Annotated in this window: 12 protein-coding genes and 1 pseudogene; 11 read left to right on the top strand and 2 right to left on the bottom strand. The window is 51.5% G+C overall.

Annotation, left to right across the window (positions count from 1 at the left end; all coding sequences use genetic code 11):
- The first annotated feature begins 7 nt into the window (after positions 1-7).
- The 9 genes and pseudogenes from F506_RS17965 to F506_RS23250 all read left to right on the top strand — a co-directional run bounded on the left by F506_RS17965 (position 8) and on the right by F506_RS23250 (position 10,748).
- The gene (locus F506_RS17965; protein ID WP_053199695.1) at positions 8-1,129 is read left to right on the top strand and encodes a mannitol dehydrogenase family protein; all 1,122 of its coding nucleotides are present in this window, start codon (positions 8-10) and stop codon (positions 1,127-1,129) included.
- 138 nt (positions 1,130-1,267) lie between these two features.
- On the top strand, positions 1,268-2,182 hold the full coding sequence (locus F506_RS17960; RefSeq protein WP_053199693.1) for a GntR family transcriptional regulator: 915 nt from the start codon (positions 1,268-1,270) through the stop codon (positions 2,180-2,182).
- A 290-nt stretch (positions 2,183-2,472) separates the two neighbouring features.
- Positions 2,473-3,486 (top strand): aldo/keto reductase, encoded by a 1,014-nt coding sequence (locus F506_RS17955; RefSeq protein ID WP_053199691.1) that lies wholly within the window; start codon positions 2,473-2,475, stop codon positions 3,484-3,486.
- Positions 3,487-3,941: 455 nt separating this feature from the next.
- Positions 3,942-5,528 carry a sugar ABC transporter ATP-binding protein gene (locus tag F506_RS17950; protein WP_053199690.1) on the top strand — a complete coding sequence of 529 codons (1,587 nt, stop codon included), beginning with the start codon at positions 3,942-3,944 and terminating at the stop codon, positions 5,526-5,528.
- Positions 5,521-6,504: an ABC transporter permease gene (locus tag F506_RS17945; protein WP_200907685.1), complete on the top strand. Its 984-nt coding sequence runs from the start codon at positions 5,521-5,523 to the stop codon at positions 6,502-6,504. The genes F506_RS17950 and F506_RS17945 overlap by 8 nt, the downstream gene beginning before the upstream one ends.
- A gap of 131 nt (positions 6,505-6,635) precedes the next feature.
- The gene (locus F506_RS17940) at positions 6,636-7,538 is read left to right on the top strand and encodes an ABC transporter substrate-binding protein (RefSeq protein ID WP_235471566.1); all 903 of its coding nucleotides are present in this window, start codon (positions 6,636-6,638) and stop codon (positions 7,536-7,538) included.
- A gap of 459 nt (positions 7,539-7,997) precedes the next feature.
- Positions 7,998-9,346, top strand: a pseudogene (locus F506_RS17935) (tyrosine-type recombinase/integrase).
- Between the two features lie 458 nt (positions 9,347-9,804).
- On the top strand, positions 9,805-10,536 hold the full coding sequence (locus tag F506_RS17930) for a hypothetical protein (RefSeq protein WP_053199683.1): 732 nt from the start codon (positions 9,805-9,807) through the stop codon (positions 10,534-10,536).
- A gap of 8 nt (positions 10,537-10,544) precedes the next feature.
- A complete protein-coding gene (locus F506_RS23250) occupies positions 10,545-10,748 on the top strand; it encodes a hypothetical protein (protein ID WP_144424094.1) in 204 nt (67 codons plus the stop codon).
- Positions 10,749-11,233: 485 nt separating this feature from the next.
- Here F506_RS23250 and F506_RS17925 read toward each other — a convergent pair whose 3' ends face one another.
- Positions 11,234-12,838 (bottom strand): OmpA family protein, encoded by a 1,605-nt coding sequence (locus F506_RS17925; protein ID WP_144424093.1) that lies wholly within the window; start codon positions 12,836-12,838, stop codon positions 11,234-11,236.
- 271 nt (positions 12,839-13,109) lie between these two features.
- Positions 13,110-14,120 carry a hypothetical protein gene (locus F506_RS17920; RefSeq protein ID WP_144424092.1) on the bottom strand — a complete coding sequence of 337 codons (1,011 nt, stop codon included), beginning with the start codon at positions 14,118-14,120 and terminating at the stop codon, positions 13,110-13,112.
- 93 nt (positions 14,121-14,213) lie between these two features.
- Between F506_RS17920 and F506_RS23695 the strand changes: the two genes are divergently transcribed.
- Both F506_RS23695 and F506_RS17910 read left to right on the top strand, forming a co-directional pair.
- Entirely contained in the window at positions 14,214-14,528 is a 315-nt protein-coding gene (locus F506_RS23695; RefSeq protein WP_235471222.1) for a hypothetical protein, read from the top strand.
- An 880-nt stretch (positions 14,529-15,408) separates the two neighbouring features.
- Positions 15,409-16,722 (top strand): YagK/YfjJ domain-containing protein, encoded by a 1,314-nt coding sequence (locus F506_RS17910; protein ID WP_053199676.1) that lies wholly within the window; start codon positions 15,409-15,411, stop codon positions 16,720-16,722.
- Positions 16,723-16,761: the final 39 nt, after the last annotated feature.

The following is a 16,761-nucleotide window of genomic DNA, read 5'->3' as shown; positions in this document are numbered from 1 at the left end:
GTCGACAATGAATCCCATTTTGCAATTTGGCACCAGTCGATTTTTGCAAGCCCACGCCGACCTGTTCATCAGCGAAGCGCTGGAGAACGGCGATGCCCTCGGTCCGATCACGATAGTGCAAACCACCGACAGCGCACAAAGTGCGCGCCGGGTTGCCGCATTCAATCAGCCGGGCGGGTTCCCGGTTCGCATACGGGGCCGGCGCAACGGTGTTGCGCTCGACCGCGAGCAACGGGTTACTTCCGTTACGCGTGCGCTGCAGGCCAGCCACGATTGGCCGCAAATCCGCGAAGAGATGTGCACCAGCGTCAAGGTGATCATTTCGAATGCGGGCGACACCGGCTATGTGCTGTCGGACGCGGATCATCCAGGCTTGCTCGAAAGCGATATCGCGCCCGCAGGTTTTCCGGCGAAGCTGCTGGTGCTGCTCCATGCGCGATTCAAACGCAATGCTGCGCCTGTCACGCTGTTGCCCTGCGAATTGCTTGTCAATAACGGCACGGTGCTGAGCGAATTGGTCGTCAAGCTGGCGCGCGACTGGTCGCTTTCCGAGGAGTTCGTCACCTACTTGAAGACGGACTGCATCTGGGTCAATTCATTGGTCGACAGGATTGTGTCGGAGCCGCTTGAGCCTGTCGGCGCCGTAGCCGAGCCCTATGCACTTTGGGCCATTGAACGGCAGCCGAACATGTTGCTGCCTTGCCGCCATCCGGATATGGTCGTGACCGACAAGCTAGAGCCCTACGAGAGGCGCAAGCTGTTTTTCCTGAACCTCGGCCATACGTTTTTAGCCGAGCAGTGGCAAATTGCAGGAGGCCCTGCAGAGATGACCGTACTGGACGCGATGACGGATCACTCGTTGTCGTCGCAACTCGTGGCGCTGTGGGAAGAGGAGGTCATGCCGATTTTCCGCGCCCTGGGCGAAGAAGACGAAAGCCGTGCCTATCTGGAACAGGTGATAGACCGCTTCAGCAATCCATTTCTGGTTCATCGCCTCTCTGACATTGCGCAGAATCACGCAGAAAAAAAACGCCGGCGTTTCGGACCTGTGCTGGCCCTGGCGGCCGGGCAGGGACTGGCGATTCCGCAGAATCGTCTGCGGGCGGCGCTGGCGAGGACCGCTGCCTGAGCGGTTCATCCGGCAGTGTCGCGCCGCTCCGGCTTTCGATTGGCGGGCTCATTTAGTGAAAACGACTATTAACGAATTTGACTATAATGCTATCCAATTCAAATACCCGGGCGGCTGACACCGCGCCTGCAGAATTTCATGGCAAAGCCTCCAACCGTATTCAAAAGGTGCACGAACCTGCTTTTGCAATTCATCGCCGAAAATGTGGCGGTGGGAGAAATGCTGCCGACCGAGCACCATTTGACAACAATTTGCCAGGGGAGCCGAACCGCAGTACGCAGTGCGATTTCCTACCTGAATACCCGGCGCCTGATCAACAGTCTAAAAGACCGGCAGTTGATCAGAAAGCCCATTGCCGGCGATTATTTCGACGTCGCGGAATTGCAGTCGGGAGCGGACCGCATCCAGCAGGTGTTGATGGAGCGCGTCTACCTGAGAGACATGCCGCCGGGTACCGAGTTCTCGGAAGCGGAACTGGCGCGCGAAGCCGACGCAAGCACCGTGAGCGTGCGCGAGTTCCTGATTGGTTTTTCCCGCTTTGGCTTGATCGAGAAGAAGCCTCGGGGCGGATGGCGTCTCTGCGCGTTCGATCTTTCATTCGCCGAGGAACTGGCAGATATGCGGCAGATGTTCGAATTCGCCGCGGTCGAACATTTTGCAACGTTGCCTCCATCCGATCCCGCCTACAAGGAACTCGCGCGGCTGATTTCCCGCCACGAACGCCTGGCGGCGAAGATCGAAACGCGGGGCAGCGAATTTCCTCCGCTCGACCGCGAGTTCCACACCTTCCTGATCGGCCTGTTGAACAATCGCTTTGCTCAGGGATTCTACGATATCGTTTCCTTCGTCTTTCACTATCACTATCAGTGGGACAAAAGCGACGAGATGGATCGCAACAAGCATGCGTTGCAGGAGCATCTTTCCATTCTGCGCGCGCTCGCGGATTGCGATGCGCCGCGGGCGCTGAGCTGCATGAAAACGCATTTGAATTCCTCTCGCCGCACCATGCTGCAAGCCATCCGCAACCGCGAACGCAACTTCTCGCATACCTGACCCTGCGAGCCCGACGGCTTCGCAACAGGATCAGGCTCACAGCCTCTTTCATCTACCGTCTTGCCGATGCTTTCCTGAGGGGAGGGCTTGCATGATGGGCACTCCTGCGCGAATGGTCCCGTCGAGCCTGTTGCCCACGTCGACGGAAGACGATTTCCCGATTGCGCGAACCTTGACGAGGGCCGGCGATGTCGCGGCGTTCGCGTCGGCCTGTCAACATTTTGAATCTACCGGCCCAGCTTGTTCCCGTCACGGGCAATCTGACGCCGGTGTAACTTGAGAAGACCCGTATGCTCGCTAAGGATTTGTCACTGTTGCCGCGCAGCCGTTTGCCGCTAACCAAGCTAGGCTTGGGATGCGCCCCCATTGGCGGACTGTATCAAGCGACTTCCGAAACGGACGCGCGCACCGCCGTGGATGGCGCCTGGGATCTTGGACTGCGTTATTTCGATACCGCACCCTATTACGGCTCCACCTTGTCGGAGCATCGTCTTGGTGCGGCGCTCAGAGAACGCTCGCGCGACGAATATGTCATCAGCACCAAGGTGGGCCGGCTGATGAAGCCCGACGCCGGCGTTCGTCCGGGGGACAATGATTGGGCTGCGCCACTGCCTTTCCGCGCGCATTACGACTACAGCTACGGCGGCATTCTTCGTTCGCATGAGGACAGCCTGCAGCGCCTGGGGACCTCGCGTATCGACATCCTGTTCGTCCACGATATCGGTCGCGCGACGCACGGAGAAAAACACGATCACTACTGGCAGCAGCTGACCGCCGGCGGAGGCTTCAAGGCCTTGGACGAACTGCGCAGCAGCGGGCAGGTGGCTGCAGTCGGCTTGGGTGTCAATGAGTGGCAAATCGTTCATGACTGCATGCAGATCTTCGACCTCGACTGCACCTTGCTCGCCGGCCGCTATACCCTGCTTGAGCAAGAATCCTTGTCGCCTTTGCTTGAGGCCTGCGAGCGTCAGGGTAACGCCATCGTGATTGGCGGTCCGTTCAACTCCGGTATCCTGGCCGGAAGCCGCAAGTTCAACTATGCCGACGCCCCGGCCCGGATTGTTGCGCGCGTCGAGGCGCTGGAGGCGGTATGCCGGGAGTTTTCGGTGCCGCTGGCGGCCGCCGCTCTGCAATTTCCGATGGCGCACCCGGCAGTTGTTTCCTGCATACCTGGCGGTCGGGATCTGGCGCAGTTACAGCAAAACGCCGAGTGGTTCGATTCGCCCATCCCCGCAGAATTATGGCAAACACTCAAGCAGCGCGGGTTGCTGGACGATGCGGCTCCGGTCCCGGCGGGAGGCTAATCATGCGCATTGCGGCGGGAAAAAGAATAATAAGAAGGCAGAGGTCTCGATGAAAAGCGGACTCAGGCCGTCGCCAAGGCTCCGCGAGATGCCCATGAAATACGGGCCGCCGATGAAAATGGTTGATTCATTTTTTTGTGTATTATATATTTATAAAACATTAAAATTAAAGATGGCATTTCAAAACGGCTACGCTGGACTAAGCCGACTCTTCATCATTTGATGGATTCACTCGTTTTCTTTGTTTAAAGGGTATCTGCTGTCGCCAATAAATCGCTTTTCCCTGAATGATTTTTAAATACAATAAACAAACATGTCGGACGGCAGCGGAACGATCTGCTCCCTTCGATCGGAGACACCGAAAAGCGTCCACGACGTTGCCAAAACAATCGGCCTTGATTTCGGTTTAATAAGACAGACTGCATAGTGCGCCCACGCACTATGGGAGCAAAAATATGCAACACCCATGCGTTCCAGCGATGTCCGGAGGCAGTCCGGAGTCGGCATTGGAATATATTCTTGCATTGCAAAATGTGACGAAGCGTTTTCCCGGCGTACTCGCTCTCGACCGCGTCAGCTTCAATTTGAAAAGAGGCGAGGCGCACGCATTGTGCGGCGAAAACGGTGCCGGAAAATCGACGCTGATGAAAGTCATCAGCGGGGTCTACCAGGCGGACGACGGGGTGCTTCTGTACAAAGGTCAGGAGTGCCGTTTCGGATCCAGCGTGCAAGCTGAGGCCGCCGGCATTGCGATCATCCATCAAGAACTGAACCTGATCCCCCACTTGTCCGTAGCCGAGAATATTTTTCTGGCCCGCGAGCCGAAAAAGGGACCCTTCGTCGACCGGGTGAAAATGCTTGTCGACGCCCGGTCTCTGTTGGATAGATTGAACGTACGGATTGACCCGACGGCGTTGGTCAAATCGCTTTCCGTTGCACAGCAACAGATGGTGGAGATCGCCAAAGCCCTGTCCCTCAATGCGGAAGTCCTGATCATGGACGAGCCGACTTCTTCGCTCACAGAGAGTGAAACTCAACAGTTGTTCCACATCATCAACGAGCTCAAGCGTCAAGGCGTGAGCATTGTTTATATATCGCACCGTTTGGACGAACTGAAGCACATCATCGATCGGGTGACCGTCATGCGGGATGGAAAATTCGTCGGCACCGATGAGTTTTCAGAAACAAGCCTCGATGACATCGTATCGAAAATGGTCGGACGAGCCCTCGATGAAACCTTCCCCGAAAGATTGTCCTGTCCTACGCAGGAAAACCTGATGACGGTAAGAAATCTGTCTCGAAAAGGAGATTTCGGTCCGATTGATTTTGACTTGCGACGCGGTGAAATTCTCGGCTTTGCCGGCTTGATGGGCGCAGGACGCACCGAAGTCGCGCGGGCGATTTTCGGCGCGGACCCCATCACAAGCGGCACTGTTCAGATTGGCGATGCGGTCGTCACGATCAAATCTCCCAAAGATGCGATCGGGCACGGCCTGGCTTATCTTTCGGAAGACAGAAAGGATCTCGGTTTGGCCGTCCGCATGTCGGTGGCCGCCAACATCACCCTGACCAATATGGCGGCAGTATCAAACGCCGCGGGCTTCATCGACTTCGCCCAGGAGGACGCGGTCGCCAAGAAGAATATTCAGGCGCTCGGGATCAAAACGCCGTCCCCCGCCCAGATCGTGAAAAATCTCTCGGGTGGAAATCAGCAAAAAATCGCCATCGGCAAATGGCTTTTCCGTCATTCCAAAATCATTCTTTTTGACGAACCCACCCGCGGCATTGACGTGGGCGCGAAGTTCGCCATTTATCAGTTGCTTGACAAGCTCGCATCGGAAGGTATCGGGGTCGTTCTGATCACATCGGAACTCCCCGAAATCATGGGGATGACCGACCGCGTTGCTGTTTTTCACCAAGGGAAAATAAGCGGGATAGTCAACACGAAGGAAACATCCCAGGAAGAGATCATGCACCTCGCTTCTGGTCGTACAACGAAGCAAGCAAAAAATAACGATGAACCAGGAGGCAGGCATGAATGAAAAACACAAAGATCTGATACAAAAATTTGCGGCGTTGGGCAGCTTGTCCCTGCTGGTGCTGGTTTTCTCGCTCACCAGCGACGCTTTTTTCTCTGTCAGCAACGGCATGAGCGTTGCGCTGCAAGTTACCTCGATCGCTTATCTCGGCATCGCTGCGACCTGCGTCATCATCACCGGGGGTATCGACCTGAGCGCAGGTTCGGTGTTGGCGCTGTCCGGGGTTGTCGCCGCATTGCTGGTGAAATCCGGCGTCCCGGTCGTCATCGGCATGTTCGGCGGCATCGCCGTCGGCGCGATATGCGGGGGCATCAATGGATTGTGTATCACCCATCTTAAATTACCGCCTTTTATCGCCACGCTGGGCATGATGCTGATCGCGCGCGGTCTGGCGCTGCAGATTACCGGCGCGCGCGCGATATCAGGGCTTGGCGAGTCCTTCGGCGAACTTGGAAACGGCGTGTTGTTTCGGATTGAACATGACAACGGCGGGACTTTTCCGGATGTGCTCTTCCCGGGCATTCCTTATCCGGTGGTGTTGATGTTCGTGATCGCCATCGCGATTTCCGTCATGTTGAGCCGCACCACTTTCGGACGGCATATCTATGCAGTCGGCTCCAACTCGGAGGCTGCGCGCTTGTCGGGCGTCAAAGTAAGCAGTGTGACGCTGTGGACCTATGTCATTGCCGGGGCATTGGCGGGTCTGACCGGATGCGTTCTGATGTCCCGTCTCGTCACCGCCCAGCCAAACGAAGGCGTCATGTATGAACTCGACGCCATCGCCAGTGCCGTGATCGGCGGCACCTCGCTGATTGGCGGCATCGGCAGCATTTCAGGCACGTTAATCGGTTCCTTTGTCATCGGCATTCTGCGCAACGGACTGAACATGAACGGCGTATCAAGTTTTATTCAGCAAATAATTATCGGATTGGTCATCCTCCTCACGGTCTGGATCGATCAAAAACGCAATCGCCGGTAAGGACAGCGAACCGCCGGTTGATTGGCGCAATCGTTGTGAACAAGCGGTACCACATTTCTATAACACTACTGGAGACAGCAATGAACTATACAAAGAAGATTGCACTGAGTTTGACAGCGGCGGCATTCGCGATGGTCGTGAGTCCGGCATTTGCCGCAGGCGGAGAAATCGCCGTGATCGTCAAAACGACGAATTCCAATTACTGGCAAAACGTCCAAAAAGGAGCGGCGGCGAGCGCCAAGGACGCCAAAGCCTACACGATGACATTCCAGGGCCCCGCATCGGAATCGGCCATTGCGGATCAGGTCAACATGGTTGAGAACGCCGTCACCCGCAAGGTTGCCGGCATCGTGCTGGCCGCTTCCGATCCGGATGCGCTGATTCCTGCATTGAAAAAGGCATGGGAAGCGAAGATTCCGGTGGTGCTGATCGATTCCATGGTCTCGGACGCCGGAAAGAAATATTACCAATCGTTCCTGTCAACAGACAATGAGGCAGCAGGAGAGCAAAGTGCCAAGGCGCTCATTTCCCAAGTCGGTAAAACCGGAAAAATCGCCATCATGTCTTACGTGGCCGGCGCCGGGTCTGAAGTGGGCCGGGTAGGCGGTTTCAAGAAATACATCGAGGCAAATTCCAAGCTGCAAATTGTCGGCCCTTACTATTCCCAATCCCAGATGGCGACCGCGCTGAATCAGACCACCGACGTATTGGCGGCGAATCCTGATCTGAAAGGAATCTTCGGCGCCAATGAGCCGACGGCCGTGGGAATGGGCCGTGCCATCGTGCAAGCCGGCAAAGCGGGCAAGATCGTCGCGGTTGGTTTCGACGGCAATGAAGACCTGAAGAACTTCGTCAAGGACGGAACGCTGTACGCAACTGCGGTCCAGGGCTCTTATTCGATGGGTTCCCTGGGCGTCAAAACAGTGATCAGCCTGATCGAGGGAAAGAAAGTCCCGGCCTTCGTCAACACCGGCGTGGTCATTGTCACGAAGGCAAACGTCGACCTTCCTGAAGCCAAGAACGTGCTGTATTGAGCGTTCAATATCGGGGCTGTCGTTCAGGAGATGGCCAGAAGTGAAATGCATGGGACATCTCTGTTCGTTCCCATTCCGGAATGAACAGGGGTGTCACAGTCACACGCTTTATTTACGCGTTTCAGTTCAACGACCAGCCGTCGAATCTCGACCAGCTGGTCGTTGCTGTTTTCGAGACCAGGATGCCGAGGGCATAGACGAAAAAAAAGCACCGCGATGACTCGCAAGTGCCTGATTTCCTTACTGCAAATTCTTTGGTGGGGCGTGAGTGACTCGAACACTCGACCTACGGATTAAGAGTCCGAAGGTATTTAAATTTATTGGCGTTGATTAAAATTCATTTATTTTCTAATTCCCTTTAATTTAAAGGGTTGTAAGGGATTTTTCTAAATATTATTGTTGACTTGAATAGATTGTTTTCCGTACGATTTGCCTACACGGTGCCTACACGGAAAATGCATGACCAAACAAAATTTTACAGCAGCACGGGTGGAGAGCCTTCAATGTGAGGCAGGTAAACAACAAACAATCTACTGGGATGCCAAGACACCGGGGTTTGGTCTAAGGGTCACTGCCGCTGGTTCTCGGGCCTATATTTTTGAATCAAGGCTATTTGGCAAATCCATTCGGGTAACTATAGGAGACGTCCGTGTCTGGGATCTAGGACGAGCCCGTACGGAAAGCAGCAGACTCAAGACTTTGATCGATGATGGCAAAGATCCGCGTGAAGTCCGTGCTGAGCAGCAAGCTGCACATGAGGCAAGAAAAGTAGAGGCACGTCGACGTGACGTTACTTTTAGTGAAGCTTGGGGTGAATACTTAGATAGCCGCAAGATATATTGGAGCGAGCGGCACTATCAAGACCACCTGCAGCATGCCGACCAGGTGGTCAACCTAAGAAGCGTGGTAAGGGCGTGACCCGCTCAGGCCCTTTGGCGGAGCTGCGTTCACTGAAACTATCTGAGTTGACTGGCGTGAAGATCGCGGAATGGCTGGCAAGCCAGTCGACGGAGCGTCCGACTATGTCCGCGCTGTCGTTCCGGCTATTGCGGGGATTTATTCGTTGGGCCGCTGAGACTCCTACGTATCAAGGGGCCATTGCTATAGACAGTTATAAAGCGCGAGATGTCAGAGATGCGCTGCCACGTGTAAAAGCGAAAAGTGGGGACTCTCTCCAGCGGGAGCAGTTGAAGGCGTGGTTTCTTCATGTGCGTGACATTGGAAATCCAGTCATTAGCGCTTATTTACAAGGGCTGTTGATCACAGGAGCACGCCGAGAAGAATGGGCAAGTTTGCGATGGGAAGATGTCGATTTTCGTTGGAGAAGCTTAGTGCTGGATGACAAAGTAGAAGGGACGGGGGGGCGAACCATCCCGCTTACTCCCTATTTGGCTAGCGTCCTGTTGTATCTGAAGAGCCTGAACGAGATGCCTCCCAATGCACGTCAGCTCAGAGCCCTGGCTGATAAGGGAGAACAATGGCGTCCATCGCCGTGGGTCTTTGTCAGCAAAACGTCGGCCGATGGCAAGATTGCAGAGCCACGCATTGCACATAACGGCGCTTTGGCCGCTGCTGAGCTGCCACACCTTACTTTGCACGGGCTACGTCGCTCGTTTGGTACGCTGGCTGAATGGGTGGAATGCCCGTCTGGAGTCGTTGCGCAAATTATGGGGCATAAGCCGTCGGCTATCGCTGAAAAACACTATCGCCGTCGCCCGTTAGATTTGCTGCGTATGTGGCATGACAGAATCGAAGTCTGGATGCTTGAGCAAGCTGGCATCGAGTTTCAATCTGAGAAGGTCGCTTGATTTCTCTGTTCAAATACTTTGACTTCAGTAGCGAATGTGCCTAAGAGGGGGCGGTTGGGTCTTCCTTTTTAGCAATGATTGGTGACTTTGCTTAATTATTCTTTTAAGTTAACTTATAGCGGTTGTGTGTTTGATAGTGAAGTGACAAAATCGTTAAGCCGGGTCGAGGGGCCATAAAGTACGGCAACAGATAACAGGTTCATTTTGATGGGATACTGTTCTGGAAAAGAGTGCTTCAGTCACGCTGAGTAACCGACCACAACAAATAAACAAAGGGCTTTTATGAGTGGAAATAAAAATGGCGGAAACAAGCCAAGTATACCGGTTCCAAGTGGATCACGCCCCTCAAGCACCACACTGATTCATCGGAATCCAGGGAAGGTAACTGGAGGAGTGCCCTCGACAGGCATGATAAAAATTCCGAATCCGAACAAGACGGGCGGAGGCAGCGGTAACAAATGAGTGTTAACGACGGGAAGGGGGATTCCGAAACGGTCAAGTTAGCTGGGGAACTGGCAGCTAAAGACACTGCTGTTGAAGAGAAGGCCCTAGCTGAAAAGGCAGCTGAAGATGAGCAAAAGTTGCGGCAAAAAATTTATGAAGATTTGTGCAACGAGGCTCGGAAGCGGCAGCTTTCCAGCTCGGAGAACTTTGACAAATCCATCTTGACCTATTCTGCGAGCGGCCTAGCGTTATCGCTGGCCTTCTTGAAGGATTTTATTCCGATTACGAAGGCAGAACTTCCTTGGGTTCTATATGGTTCTTGGGTGTGTTTTGTGGTGTCAATTACACTTACCACACTCTCATTTGCAATCAGCTACAGAGCTCAGGAAAAGGCGATTGAGTATTGCGAGAAATATTACATTGATAGGATTGAGTCATATTTCAATAAGCAGTCGTGCTGGGACGTAGCACTGAAGTGGGCTAATCGAGTCTCGAGCGTTACATTCATTGCGGCAATTGTGGCTACGTCGTGCTTTATTGGTTTCAATCTAAAAACTGCCAGCGAAATTTTGGAGAAGAAGATGTCTACTTCTGCAATGGCACCAGCACTCGTTCACCCATCGGGACCCGTAGCGGCGACACCTAACGTCGCTGGTGATGCGAAAGTATCATCACGAAGTACCAAGACAGAACGTGTAGTTACAACGACGGTAACGAGCATCGTTACCATAACCGGCACACCCTAAGGATAGCCATGGCAGATAAAGATATTGGCCGCACAATCATTCAAGAAGGCGTAGGAACGGCCTCGATGACCAAGATTTCAAGCAACGGCGCGATTTTGCAGAAAGGTATTCCCAGCGCTGGCATGACGAAGATAACCCCGCCTGCGCCGGTGGGCACCGGTGGCACAGCACCAGCTCCTACGGTCCCTAGGAACCAAAATTCGAGCAAGTAAGTCCGACTGCCTTGGCGTGGAGAAAATGCTTCGGAGCCTCTCCTGCCAATGCCACATTTAGAGGGAAGGAATCGTTTATGAGTGAAAAGAAAACCGTAAGAGGCTATGCGGAAGATGGCATGCCTAAAGCGCAGATGACGAAAATTCAAAGTTCGACTGGGACTTCGCAGAGAGGCGTTCCTTCCGCAGGGATGACTAAAATACCCGCATCGTCGACAAGTTCGACAGGAAACGGTACATCGGGAACATCTGGTTCTGGAAGCGGCTCGAGCGGCGGTAGTAAATAATTTCAAAGAACTTGTTTTTCCACGTCAGAGAATTCCGGCTTAGCCTAGAATCCTTTTTTCTGGAAAGAGAGACTGGCGCGATGCTGTGGCCGTTGTATTAGGGGACCGATCTGAAAATCCAATTTTCCGATGAACTAGAATTTTCTACGTTAAGAACGGATGATCTGCCGCGCATTTCTTTGACTATCAGGATTTTTTTTATGTTTTGTTCTTGACCTTTTTGAAGTATAACTTGACGGAAACTCGCCGATCCGCTGCGTAGCATTCTGATAGCATTTTCATATCAGTGATTCCCGGGCAACGGCCAGCCGACACAGTGCGAGACCCTTGAGGTTCGAGTTCAAGAACGACATCCGGCTTGATATTCAGCTTCGAGTCATTTTTAAACGCATCATAAATTTTTTTAGCTCTTTGCGATGAGAGTCGCTGGTTTCCGCTTTCTAATACCATCGGATCAGCAAATCCAAAAAATGTAATTCGCGCTAGCTCCCAATTGCTGGACTTCTTACTGATCGTCGCCCTGAACTCATTTTTGAGGTCAACAAGCTGCTGTACATCTTCTGGTTCGAATTTCCCGGATGGAAAATTGATTCTTTTAGACAGTTCATGGCAAGTCAGTGTTAGATTTCTGAGCACAGCGATCTCTTTCGAATCTACTTCTACCTCAGGTTTTCCTTTCAGACCCAAACGGAGAAGTGAGCGAGTTCCCATGCCGTGCCAAAGCACGTCTACACCGGAAATCGTAGCGCTCCCATCTGACGATCTACAAATGTCTAATATACGGTCTGAGTCATAATCGGTTTCCTCTATTGTCTTTAATGAGTCACCTCTAGCTCGGACGGAGGCTTCAGGTTGGCTTAGGCCTAGCCAACCAAACACACTTCTTGTAAGTTTGAACTCACCCTGAGTTCCATCCCAAAAAATAGGGAGCAACGTGGCGACTCCAAAGACAGTGAGAGTGAGTAGCATCTGCGGGCCCATGACTGTGGATTTTCCCGAAGATGTGTTTTTATCGAATTCTCCGAATGCGATCGACAGTAAGACCGCAACACACATTGCGCTGAGAACAAAAATAAGACCTGATGATTCTCCAAGGCCGATTGCTAAAATCGAAAAAATGAGTCCCAAAAAATATACAAATGATTTTCCTAGGACGTCGAATGCAACTTCTCCCGTTGTCTCAAAAATGGGTGGCCCATGGATGCTCTTGGTGAAGGAGTCAATTCCTTTTCTCTTGGCATGGAATCTTGCCCCTGCGATAAGAAGCGTGATAGCAATGAAAACGCCACCAAATAGCAAGAAAAAGTTGAGGTCCTGATCCTTAACTAATAACGCGATGCCGCCAGTCGCTAGCACGCAAACGACCCCTCCAATGACGTACCACAGGAGAATAATGGGAAGTCTTTCTGATTTGGCTGGCGCAAACTTGTAAAAGCTTTCTTTCACTACCCAGAGTGGTGTTAGCAGGAGCATTCCGCTCGCAGCAATCATCCAGAAGAACACAACGTATCCAATGGTGATGAAGACCAAAAATAAGGTGTCGCCAATGTTTAATCCGGAGGGAAAGAAATGTAATGCTCCGCCAAAATAAAGAAACGATAAAAGGATTCCATATGAAATAAACAGAGAGGGGATTAGTTTTCGAGCTGTTTCTATATGTGTTGCTAGCGTTTTGGCTTTGGATTCTTCGGTTAGCGCAATTTCTTTTGCTTGTTTTACGTCGTCAGAAACAGAAGGGGCGTTAGTCATATCGCGGAAGATTTGTTTTTTATGGCAGTTATGAAAAGAAGTTGATAACTCCAAGTCCTGTGGAAGAGAAATGGTAATGATTCTATATCGCAGGCATTTATTTAAAAGTCCGATTCAATCAGCAATGAATATCAGCCTCCCAATCTACCTGATTACGTTAGCTTTTCTGGATGACGCTAAGCGGCTAAAAGCGTCAATTGAAGAGCAGTCGTATCCCAGTTGCCCTAGAAGAAATGCAATTTCTTCGTGACATGACCGAGACAGTTCAGAACTGTGCATTAGCGCTAACATGCTCATCCTTGAGCAAATACAGGAGGGCATCTGATTAAGCACGATGCTCAAGACGCGTAATGGTATCGTTGATTATTTCTTCGGCGGCTTTGCAGTTCTTTCGAATAGCGCGCTCCATTACCGGTATTGCCTCTTTCGGATAAATATCCAGAGTGTCTTTAATAGCGCGAGCCGCTGGGAATTTGTGGCCTTGTAGTTGATAGAGCATCCATCTATCCCAGCAATGCAGGCCTGCTAAGCCACTCATGAGCGCGTCATGACGTGTAATTTGCACTTCGTCATCCTCTTCGGCGTCGAGTAAATCGGTGCTGAAAAAATCATTCAACAGGCGTTCTGCAGTGAGATCTTTTGCAAATGCCGGACGCAAGGATTTACGGCGGGCGGCGTATTGGTAGATAAATTCGCGAATCTGTCGCTTCAAATCCGGTAAAGAAAATTCCATTTTGGTATCTAAGAGAATGCCGAATTGTTCAACGGAGCGTCCGTTTTCTTCGCGCTCGTCCGCTGCATACCTCAGGCCAGGGTGAAGATGGATAGGTTGGCGGATTTCTTTTGCGAAGAATTTCAGATCGACATCGTCTTCGGGCTTGTAATGCCTGGCTTCTTTTAAGGCCAGCGCTGCCGCACGCAACATATATTGCATATCGTTGCCATGTAGCAAATCGCTCAAGCGAAAGTAATTCGCTGCAGGTACATCCCACTGTAGTGCCTCATCCCTAAATATCCCACCTACTTCGGCAAGTCCTCGATTAATCAAGTCCAGCATCGTTGGCGGGTATAGCCTGCCGTGCCGGTGGGCAAGAGGAAAGCCTATCTGAACTGTGTCCCAAGCCAGATCCATGAAACCTTCCGTATCGATTTCAGCCTCTGTTGCCCCAAGCCTCATCCAATATTTTCTGATTTGTAGATCAATTTCTAACAGTTTCTGAAATTCAACACTACGTGATTGTCGTGTAGCGCGAATCGCGTATTCGAGCGGAAGCGCCTTGCTGACAGCGTTTTTTAGGTGGTGGTACAGCGCGTTATCTATCTTTTTCTTTGTCATGGTCACACTCGGGAGCGCCCTCGGGTACATAGATCAATTGGCCTCAATTCCCTATGATGGATGTGCATCTTTCGCAACTACAGGAGTCGATCAATGGATTTTAACAAGCAGCAAGCACATCACGCGTTCTCGCCGTTCAGTCACCACGGCATGAATCACGTCAGTGAATTTCAGCAAGGCCATCATACCTTCGCCAAAACGGAACTTGGCATCTCAACGTCATATGCGAGTAGTCGATCTCTGACGACGGAAGAATTTGCCTACGCATTGGGTTTGCAACCTCAGTCGATCCGAAAGCGTTACTCGGAGACAGGTAGCTATTTCGACGTCAAACCAGCGAAGCTTCCAAATGGACGGTTGCGTTGGTGGAGTGACGACGTTAGGAAATTGTTGCGTATGGACGCCTAGTGTTGGTTGGCAGAGCGTCATATGCCAGTGGTAAATAACGTGCTTTAAGGCAAGATTTTTAGTGCGTAAACTCTGTCATTTCAGCGACTGCATTATTGCCAATTTAAGCATGTTGTTCAGACGATTCTGTGGCAATGAGCCAGCAATAAAGCCATGAAATCTTAGTTTTTAAATCAAAAAACTTAGTTCCTTTTCATATTTTACGCGGACTTTCGTTGAGTCTTTGATCTAAATGTGCAGTCAGGGGCTGCATGTTCCTGCAACCATCGCAGCGTAATTTCCTGCAATGGGCAGAGGCAATATAGCGCATTTTTTCGTTATTTCTTGCCCTTTAATTCGGCATAACTTTGCAATTTGGAACAGAGAAAAACCTTGTGATCTCCGGCATTGAGGCATTCCAAATCTCTGCAATTTCAGCGATTTGGGATTCTCGTGACTTCTGGTTATTAATGGGATCAATGACAGATATTGCTAATTAGATAACAATGTCGATTGCTAAGCTGCTATCTCAACTTGCAATGCTGCAAGTAAGACTGCAACAAAAGGTAATGTATTCAGGTTTGGCATCAAGGGCAAACCTAGTTTTCATAAAAACGAGCTTTTAACAAAGAGGTGATGCACCAGCATCGACTACCTGATAACCAACTGCCTACTCCTTCGTTTGCAAACGAAGGAGTGGATGCGTTCTCGCTGGAACGAAACAACAGCAGGATCAATGAGGACCACACCCTAAAGCGCTCAAGGCTTCATCGTGCGGAAACGCTGTCCTCGTATCGCTTAACAGTCATGTTAAACATGAACCAGCAAGCCGTTACGTTGGCGGACTTTACTGCAAACACTCAGCGCCCGATGCGCCGAGTGAATTACGATAGGAATAACGATGGACCAAGAAAATGAATCTCGCCAGTTGGGCATGCAGCAGGTTTGTGCTGCGGCATTGGAACAGGAATTCAATGCTGTCACTTCAGTAGATGGTAAGACTTACATGGTCGGTGATCGGACGGCGCGTCTGGCTCGGCTGATCCAGTTTGTTGATTTGGTGTTGAAATCCAAGAGCGTGGCCTTCATTGTGACGGGTCAAGGCATGTATGAGCGGCGAGCGAAGGAGGCGTCTAAGCTCGCCGCCTTTTACAAGGGCTTCCATGTGTTCTACACCCTGTACTCCGTGGATGTCGAATATAGCCCAGACATCGCCTTGTTCTTCGAATGCGTACGTAATCACCCTGTGCGCACTTGCACGTTCGAAAAGTACAATGCTTCGATCACGAGTGAATTGATTGAAGCTGACGTGTTCAATCAGTTCATTGAGGACATGCGTACCCAAGCCAAAGCGCAGGGAACAAACAAGAAGGTCAATGATTGGGCGCGCAATGCTCGCAAAAATCAGGCTCGCTTAGTCGAATATTTAGACGCTAAATTCGACCAGCATTCTCGGTTGGAGGTCGTGCGTGTTGACTTGCTATATCGGGAAGCGAGCTTGGACAAGGCGAGTTATCCTGCTGCCAATGGGCGCTTGCATAATGCGGCTCACCAAGAGCAGCGGCATTTCTTGTATGGTCATGAGTTACCTAAAGAACGCGAGACCTTTGCCCGTATTGATGTTAATGCAGCAAAGGCCGACATCACGCGTTTCCTCAAGGAAAAGCACCGCGAATTGGCTTTTGAATACTTGGTGGGCTATGTCATTAAAATGGAATGGTCACGATGGAGTGGCTACCACTTTCATTGCGCATTTCTTTTCGATGGTGCGCATGTACAAAACGGTTATTGGCTTGCAAAGCAACTGGGCGATTATTGGGCGCAAGTCACGGACAATCGTGGCTTTGCGCATAATTGCAATCAGGATCAGCGCAGCTATCGGAACTGGGGCATTGGTCGTGTGGAGGCTCACGATGTCGAGAAACGTGCGTCGCTCTATCTCGCTTTATCCTATCTGACCAAACGTGATCAATACGTACGCGTCAAGCCAGGCGAAAAGCATCGTGTCTTCCAGACCGGCGGATTGAAGCCTTATAACAAGAACATCGGTCGCCCACGTAGCAAGGGTGTTTCGGCATCTGAACCTTGGCCTGCGAAAGTGCAGTCGACCAGACCGAGGAAGGCGTCGAATGTCGAAGTACTTAATATTCCGTTGATGGACGTGACTAACCTGGCAGGGACGAGTGCCGAAGCGTCAGGTACTGCAAGCCAGTAAAAAATCACAGGCTGTCGATATAGTTTGGATGAAGCGCTT

The organism is Herbaspirillum hiltneri N3, from assembly GCF_001267925.1.
Taxonomy (GTDB): domain Bacteria; phylum Pseudomonadota; class Gammaproteobacteria; order Burkholderiales; family Burkholderiaceae_D; genus Herbaspirillum; species Herbaspirillum hiltneri.
The sequence above is the reverse complement of the archived record's forward strand: the minus strand, read 5'-3'. Positions and strand labels throughout refer to the sequence as shown.